8 protein-coding genes are annotated in these 8,290 nt (G+C 39.6%); all 8 read left to right on the top strand.

Going from position 1 to position 8,290, the window contains the following annotated elements; genetic code table 11:
• Nucleotides 1–55 precede the first annotated feature (55 nt).
• The 8 genes from J8L97_RS08095 (at nucleotide 56) to J8L97_RS08130 (ending at nucleotide 8,281) form a co-directional block, all read left to right on the top strand.
• On the top strand, nucleotides 56–1,009 hold the full coding sequence (locus tag J8L97_RS08095; protein WP_192507126.1) for a TauD/TfdA family dioxygenase: 954 nt from the start codon (nucleotides 56–58) through the stop codon (nucleotides 1,007–1,009).
• A gap of 225 nt (nucleotides 1,010–1,234) precedes the next feature.
• Nucleotides 1,235–2,515: a serine hydrolase domain-containing protein gene (locus J8L97_RS08100; protein ID WP_312037136.1), complete on the top strand. Its 1,281-nt coding sequence runs from the start codon at nucleotides 1,235–1,237 to the stop codon at nucleotides 2,513–2,515.
• A gap of 239 nt (nucleotides 2,516–2,754) precedes the next feature.
• Nucleotides 2,755–3,309 (top strand): YcjF family protein, encoded by a 555-nt coding sequence (locus J8L97_RS08105; RefSeq protein ID WP_192507128.1) that lies wholly within the window; start codon nucleotides 2,755–2,757, stop codon nucleotides 3,307–3,309.
• Nucleotides 3,310–3,382: 73 nt separating this feature from the next.
• A complete protein-coding gene (locus tag J8L97_RS08110) occupies nucleotides 3,383–3,556 on the top strand; it encodes a hypothetical protein (protein ID WP_192507129.1) in 174 nt (57 codons plus the stop codon).
• Nucleotides 3,557–3,737: 181 nt separating this feature from the next.
• Nucleotides 3,738–5,396 carry a cyclic peptide export ABC transporter gene (locus J8L97_RS08115; RefSeq protein WP_211048677.1) on the top strand — a complete coding sequence of 553 codons (1,659 nt, stop codon included), beginning with the start codon at nucleotides 3,738–3,740 and terminating at the stop codon, nucleotides 5,394–5,396.
• Nucleotides 5,393–6,586 (top strand): prohibitin family protein, encoded by a 1,194-nt coding sequence (locus tag J8L97_RS08120; RefSeq protein WP_211048679.1) that lies wholly within the window; start codon nucleotides 5,393–5,395, stop codon nucleotides 6,584–6,586. The genes J8L97_RS08115 and J8L97_RS08120 overlap by 4 nt, the downstream gene beginning before the upstream one ends.
• 233 nt (nucleotides 6,587–6,819) lie before the next feature.
• On the top strand, nucleotides 6,820–7,269 hold the full coding sequence (locus tag J8L97_RS08125) for a pyridoxamine 5'-phosphate oxidase family protein (RefSeq protein ID WP_211048681.1): 450 nt from the start codon (nucleotides 6,820–6,822) through the stop codon (nucleotides 7,267–7,269).
• Nucleotides 7,270–7,762: 493 nt separating this feature from the next.
• Entirely contained in the window at nucleotides 7,763–8,281 is a 519-nt protein-coding gene (locus J8L97_RS08130; protein ID WP_211048683.1) for a hypothetical protein, read from the top strand.
• The last annotated feature ends 9 nt before the right edge of the window (nucleotides 8,282–8,290 follow it).

Here is an 8,290-nt window from a genome sequence, read left to right on the forward strand (position 1 = left end):
ATGTAAACTATAAGTTGTATCTTAAAAATCGACCTCGAAAAAGGAAGGGAATTAAATGGATCAGTTACTCTCAATAGACATGGATTTAGACTCCGTTAATACAGATCGACGGGTCCATGATCTATCTGCAGAAAAGCTCAGTGGTTTGGCGTGGGTAAAATCACATGTGAGTGAAATTAATCAATGGGTAAACAATGACGGCTTTGCTTTGTTACGAGGCTTAAACATCGTCAGTACCAATCAATTTAGCACCATATTAGAGACTATCTTTGGTGAACCTTTGAGCCAGTATATCTATCGTTCCTCGCCACGTACGGCGTTGAGAAACAATATTTATACGACGACGGAATATCATGCCGATCAGGTTATTTTGCAGCACAATGAAAATGCGTATTCAAATAGCTGGCCTATGCGAATGGGGTTCTTTTGTGTCATACCCGCGCGCAGTGGTGGTAACACCCCGTTAGCCGACAGCCGCGAAGTCTATAAACACATCCCGTCTCACATTAGAGAAAAGTTTGAGCAACTCGGTGTGATGTACGTACGTAATTATGGCGACATTGATTTGCCATGGCAGGAAGTGTTTCAAACTAATAGCAAAGTAGAAGTGCAAGAGTATTGTCGAAAAAACCACATCGAATTTGAATGGAAAAGCGATGATCATTTGCAAACGCGTCAGCACAGACCTGCAGCGGCTGTGCATCCTGTAACAGGTGAAAAGGTGTGGTTTAACCAAGCGCATTTATTTCACCATTCAAGTATAGATGGCCCTGAGTCAGCTGCAATGCGTAATAGCATTGGCATAGACCGCTTACCACGCAACGCCTTTTATGGCGATGGCAGTGACATTGACCCAAAAGATATTGCACAAATCAATGATGTGTACCGTCAATTGACGTTCTCATATCAGTGGCAGCGAAACGATATTTTACTGTTGGATAATATGTTGTACACCCATGGACGAGAGGCGTATCAAGGTACACGAAAAGTACTAGTTGGTATGGCTTAACCAGAGAAAATGACACCAAGACGAGTCACTGTTTTTTGACATATGCATAAATAGAAAGAGTGCGGAAAAAACAGTGTAGGGCTTTGTTAGTGGCAATTTGCTGGCAAAGACACTTAGCAATTTTTGAGGATATGAACAATGAAATGGCTTATGTATTCAAAAACGAAGATATTAATTTTGTGCTTTTTAAGCTTAATCTTAGCATCTTGTTTGCAAAAAAAGAGCGTGGCAAAAAATACCGAAATTACTGCCAGCCAATTAGAAATGATTGAAACAACGGTAAGAGATTACTGCGATAAAATGGTGTTTTTCGGCACTATTTATATTACATCAGAAGAGAGTACCGTATATGAAGCCAATTGTGGGCCTCAGAATATTCAATATGACGTAGCTAACACCAAGGAGTCGAAATATCGTATTGGCTCGAATACCAAAGCGTTTGCATCGACGGTGCTATTAAGAATGTTAGAAGGCAAAGATTTACGAGAAGAAAAAGTCGGTGATTATTTACCATGGTTCCCAAAAAATCAGTGTGCAGATGTGTCTTTGCATGACTTACTGATCATGTCTTCTGGGATTGATAACTATAGCAATAACGAGCAAGTTTATGACAATTATGGTTGGCGTCCTTATTTATATGATCAAACTCTTAATCTAAATGGCCCGGAAGACTTTAGTAACCGTTTCTGTACGTGTACTGAGCAAGACAACAAACCGTCATTTACACCTGGCTCAAAATACGAATACAGCAACTGTAACTATTATTTAGTGGGTAATATTATCGAGCAACTTGCAGCAGGTAGCCAAGGTGATATTAGCCGACAGTTTTGGTTTAGAAATATTGTCAAAGAGCAAATTTTAGATCCAGTTAATATGACTGAAAGTGGTGCGTTCAGTGCTATTGGTATTTACCAAAATATGACGACGGGCTATATCTCAAATCAAAATCAATATCTACCTCTTGCAAATGGTCGTCCCCCTTTGACGGGTGGCCCCGCACCTTATGAAAATATTTTAGTGAATCCGTATAGTAACCCATTGGTACTGTACTCTGCAGGAGATATGTACTCGACAGTGGAAGACATGCACAAATGGGATCAGGCGCTTTACACCGATAATATATTAAATGAAGCGCAAAAGTTGGCGGCGTTTGCTCCGTATTCAAATACGGGGAGCACCAAAGAGTGTGAGTACTACGGTTATGGTTGGTTTGTCACTTACATCGACCCGAACCAATATGGGAAAGTCGCTGATTGCCCTGCAGATCCGACTGAAGCAAATCTCAGAAAATATGAGAAATTTATACAGTACTCAGGTAGTTATCCCTATTCATGGGTGACCAGCTTTAATCGTTTAATTGAACGAGATCAGTCGGTGATGGTATTTAGTAACTATGTAAAAACAGGGACTGAATCAGATTGTATTGCGGGCGAGATCAGAAATATTATTTTCTACAGTGATAAACATCGTACTGAAGCGTGCCAAACCGTATTAAATGACGCATAGCCAAAAGAGAATGGTTTATACATATTAAATAGAAATTGGGTGACTGAAATACGTTGGAACCAAGCCTGTACAAGGAATGGTTGATGTCCAATCTGGATTTTGGAAATTCATACAAGTTTACTTTTTTGTTTATCAATAAAGAGAAAAGTGAAAAGGGCAGGTTACTGATTAGAGTGTTCTCAAATCGGTAACTTGGTGGGTTCAACAACTGTTTTAATCTAATTCATAGAGGAAATAATATGACAGCGGCAAAAACAGCGAAGGAAGAAAAGGCGAGTACAGCGGCGCCAGAACAAGATGCGAATCTCGTTGAGGTAGAAAACCGAGCTGCCGTAGCGCAGTTAATCGTTGATAAATATAGTAAATGGTCGTTTGGTAGCGGGCTAATCCCGATCCCTGCGGTCGATTTGGTTGCGTTAACAGGCATTCAAATCAAAATGATCGGCGAAATTGCCGAAGTTTATGGTCAATCTTATAGTGACAATAAACTTCGCGGTACGATTAGTGCAGTGATTGGTGGTTCGTTTCCACAGTCATTAGGTGGTGCAGGGCTAAGCAGTTTCCTTAAAGCAATACCGGTTATTGGTACTTTAAGTTCACTGGCATTTATGCCTGTTGTATCGGCTGCATCGTCACACGCAGTGGGCACGACGTTTATTCGACACTTTGAAACAGGCGGTACATTGATTGACCTTAATCTTAACAGTATTAAAGGTGATATCTCTGAGATTGCAGCAAAGTATCGAAAAAACAAAGATGATGTAGATGCTCAACCTAGCAAAGCTGCAGTTTAAGTAGAATGAGCTAAATCCTAAATAAACCAGCAGGTTTCTGTTGGTTTATTTATCAACATGGCAGGAATTTGAAATGATAGTTACATTGTATTTAGTACTATGTGTTTTGTCTGGATATTGGGGAAGGAATACCTTTGCAGGACCGGTTGGATTTTTTCTAATTTCGTTATTATTAACCCCATTTGTGAGTTTATTGATGCTACTGTTAGCACAGAAAAAAGGCACAGAGCAAAACGAAGAAGTATAAGTACTTGATATATGGAATATAAGTTCTAGCAAACTATATACTTAATATGGCCAAAGGTGATGCTGCTAGTTTCTTGCGGAAAATATAAAATGGAATGCGGAGTATGTGGTACTTTGGCTTTACTCTATTGCCAATAGCGCGTTATTTGCGAGCCATTAATAACAATTAAAAGACAATAAAAATGGTATTATACGATTTAATTAGTCGAAACATTAAAGTTAAAAGAAGGACCTTTGCAATACTTGGTTGTATTTCAGGGTTAGCCAATGCATTGGTATTAGCATTAATAAACAATGTGGCAGAAAATATTTCTGATATTCATAAAGAAAACAATATTTTGTATTATTTGGTCTTGTTTTCTTTAACGGTTGCGATATACGGATTTACCCAACAACGATTAATGACCAAAGCGGCTAGAATGGTTGAGAAAGCCATTGATGGTTTGCGAGTAGAACTATTTGAATGCGTGCGTCATACCGAATTATCAACCTTGGAAAAGATTGGTAAAGAAAAGATTTTTAATACCTTAAGCAAAGAGTTACAAACCATTTCTCAATCAGCGCAGTTGTTTGTAATTATTGGGCAATCAATTAGTTTGGTATTTTTCACCTCTTTATATATTGCTTATCATTCTGTCACTGCATTTGTGGTACTCACCGCACTGATATTATTAGGCGGCAGTATTCACCGCTTGCGCGCGGATGAAATTCAAAAGAATATGCAACTGTCATTTGAAAGTGAAAATAAGCTGATCCAGCGTTTGTCCGATTTACTTGAGGGGTTTAAAGAAGTTAAGTTGAGTGTGCCAAGAGCGCAAGAGTTAGAGCATGAATTTGCCATGGACTCAGCGCGGGCAAAACGTTCAAAAACCACCACGCAAACGCTATTCGCAACAGATTTTGTATTGTCTCAAATTACCTTTTTTGCAGCCACTGGGGCAATGGTGTTTGTGGTGCCGGTATTTTCGAATGTATATACCGATGTGGTGATAAAAGTAACTACGGCATCGTTATTTTTAATTGGACCTATTACCAGTATTGTGGGAGGTATTCCCATTTTTACCGCGGCAACGGAAGCTGGACAAAATGTATTAGCATTAGAAAAAGAACTTAAACGGGAGCAAGCGCAGTATAGCCGTGAAAATGACGAGCAAGCACAAATCTCTTCCTTTAACGAGATACGCCTTGCGGGTGCGTATTACCAACATAATCGTACACCGGGCGACAGGCCTTTCTTTGTTGGTCCAGTAGATTTTGAACTAAAACGCGGACAAATTACGTTTATTACCGGTGGTAATGGCAGCGGAAAAACCACCTTTATTAGAATGCTGACCGGTTTATATGAACTGCAAGCAGGGCAACTTATACTGGATGGACAGCCATTAAACGAACGGTCATTAACGGCATATCGCAGCTTATTTACCGCCGTATTTGCCGATTTTCACTTATTTAAACAGCTGTATGGGATTCATAATACCTCACAGCAAGAAATAGACGAATGGTTGACATTTTTAGAAATGAATACCAAGGTTGCCGTGGTAGATGGAGAGTTCAGTACCATTGATTTGTCGTCGGGACAAAGAAAGCGTCTCGCGCTGTTAAGTACCATATTAGAAAATAGACCTGTGTATATTTTTGATGAATGGGCGGCGGATCAAGACCCTATATTCAGACGTAAATTCTATGAGCAAGTACTACCAAGACTTAAAGCAAGAGGGAATACTGTGATAGCGATCACCCATGATGATGCATATTTCCATCTGGCAGATGTGCATTTAAAAATGGTAGAAGGACAAATAATGGCACACCAGGAAGTTGAATCTGACGGGGTATTATCATGAATATTGTATTTACACCTGATACCACATTGGTCGTACTGGCGGGTTTATGTGTTGCGTTATTGGTTACCAATATTGGCATGCGTATTCTTAAGCGATATAAACCCAATGTGCGTAAGCAAATATTATCGTGGCGTTTTCGGGCAGGGATCACACTCCTCATTTTTATGTTTTTAGCGGTGGTGTTGATCCCCGTGATGTTTATTAAAATAGACTCGGGTGAAGTGGGCGTATTATGGAAGCGGTTAGGTGGTGGTACGTATATGCACCAACCGTTCGATGAAGGGACTGTGTTGGTGATGCCATGGGATACCCTTACCATTTACTCTAGCCGTTTTCAAACGGCCCATGAAACGGTGTTTGCGATTACAGCACAAGGCTTGCGGATCACCCTAGATATTACCGTGCGATATCGGCCTGTGGTTGAGCATATTCCCTATTTACATAAACTGGTTGGCCCAGACTATTTGAACGAAACCGTGTTACCTGAGGTAAATTCTGCGGTGCGTATGATTGTCTCAGGTTATACCGCAGAAGAAGTGTATGGGCATCAACGTACACAAGTGCAAAATGCACTCCTAAATGAAGTATTAAAAGAGCTAAAGTTGCAAGAGCAAACCATTTTAGAACAAGAGGAAGACTCTGAAAGCTTAATGAGGGGCCATGCGTTAATTAACTTAGACGATGTATTGATCAGACGTGTTGATATACCAGAGAAAGTACATAACGCGATTATTTCTAAAGTGAACCAGCTGTATTTAAATGAAGAGTATGAAATGCGCCTAGAAGTGGCAGATAAAGAAGCCATGCGTAAAAAGAAAGAAGCTAAAGGGATTAAAGATTTCCAAGAGATGGTGAGTGGGGGAATTTCTGAAACTTACCTCAGATGGCGGGGTATAGAAGCCACGGTGGAACTGGCTAAATCAAATAATGCCAAAGTGGTTGTGATTGGCAGTGGCAAAGATGGGTTGCCCCTCATTTTAAACACTGAAAGTTCGCAAGGGCCCATTATTAGCCCTCAAGCAGCCCGTGAGCAAAGCAAAGAGAAAACGCATAGCAAAAGCGCGCCAAAACGGCCCGAAAGAGAATATGTAAATACCGATGACAAAGAACAGGACTTACAAGCGGGTGAACCCCTAAGCAATGGGCATTTATCGACGACCCAAGCAGGAGGGGTGTTGAATAAAAAGTAATAAAGGTAGGGTTAGTCGAAAAATAAATAAGCCGCTGCTGAGGTTCTCATTTTAGTAGCGGTGATGATAAAACATTTTCTTGCATTTAATGAGTTTTTAATGAGTGGCTTATGAGTGTTTAGGGACACGATTAGCATGCCTGCGTAGATAGGGTATATTGACCTAACGTAGGTGTTGAGGTTGCATCTAACAAACGAATAGGTACAACGATTTTTTAACCAAGGAGTAGAGTCGTGCTAACAGAAGCAGTAAAAGCGTCTATCAATGAAAGTGTGTTGTGCTGGTTAGCAACGGTTGATATAGATGGTGTGCCAAATAACTCCCCCAAAGAAGTTTTTTTAGCTCATGGTAATACAGCAATATTGATTGCGGATATTGCCTCTCCAAATAGTGTTAAAAATATACAAGGTAACGCCAATGTGTGTGTTAGCTTTGTACATGTATTAAAGCAAAAGGGCTTTAAATTAACTGGAACTGCCACTTACCATCGCAAAAGCACTGCTGGTTTTGATGAATTATTTACACACATATACCCAATCACAGGAGAGCAATATCCAGTCAAAGGCATCATTTATATTGAGATTACCACTGTTAAACCAATTGTAGCCCCAAGTTATTACTTACAGCCAGACCTTACAGAGCAACAGCAAATCGCCAGCGCGCGCAAAGTGTATGGTGTTTAAAAGGTGTTATGTGAGAGAGAATGGGGCAAAGACAAAGATATGCAAAGAGCGTGACGCCTAAAGATAGAATGTATTGGGAGCGAGGCACGACTGTATAGAAATAACAGAGATAATATGCGTTTTCCCCGAGTTATAAAAAACGATTTCATAGCTAAATCCAGATGCGGTAAGTTTACCGTGCTATTCGATAGGGCATGAGAAAGGGGGAGTTTACCATGGTTATATAGGCGCTCAAATAAACAGTGGTTGAGTAATACAGTTTAGCAAGATGTTAATAACGCCTGTTTTATTGGGGGTCTATTCCTGACTAATGTGAGCCCGTAAAATAAGCGTTTGTATTTGTTTTCATTTTATATTATTTTGACGAAATTAAACGGGACACTTGCCTGATTTCATCGGTAGAAAATAAGGCCAGTGTCCTTCTAAAAAACTGTTAGGCATTCGTCGCATTATACATAGAGAGTTTTAAATTATGAATATTTGGTTTCTCAGAATGGATAAATATAGCTTGGGCGAGCACTGTCTCAGCGAGAGTCATGAATTTATTTATAGTGTACATGGAAGTTGTGGAATCTCGGATGTAGCTAAAAAACATAAGAATAAAATATTTCCAGAGTTAACGCTGGACGGTAAAGAATTAGCAAAATTAATCCGTTCAATTAAAGAAAAGCTAATTAGGGATAAACAAATTAGCTTAGATGAATCAGGGAAGCGCCGTTGTGATATTGCTATTCGGTATTGGCTTTCTGTTATGAAAGTAGGTGACTTAGTCTTTGTTAGGAATAAACAAAACAAGGTGATATTAAGTCGCGTTACAGATTATATATCTGAGGATTTTTTCGACACATATGGTTGTTTTAAACGCCCTGTAAAAATTATAAATGAAATAACCGAATCAATGGTTACACCTGAAATATGGAGAAGAACCCAAGGTCGAAAAACAATCGAAAGAAACGCTAAGAAACATATTACTGGTTGGGTAACCAATAATTTCGAATCTTTAAATAAATAATAAAAATGC

The organism is Pseudoalteromonas sp. MMG012 (genome assembly GCF_018100875.1).
GTDB lineage: Bacteria > Pseudomonadota > Gammaproteobacteria > Enterobacterales > Alteromonadaceae > Pseudoalteromonas > Pseudoalteromonas aurantia.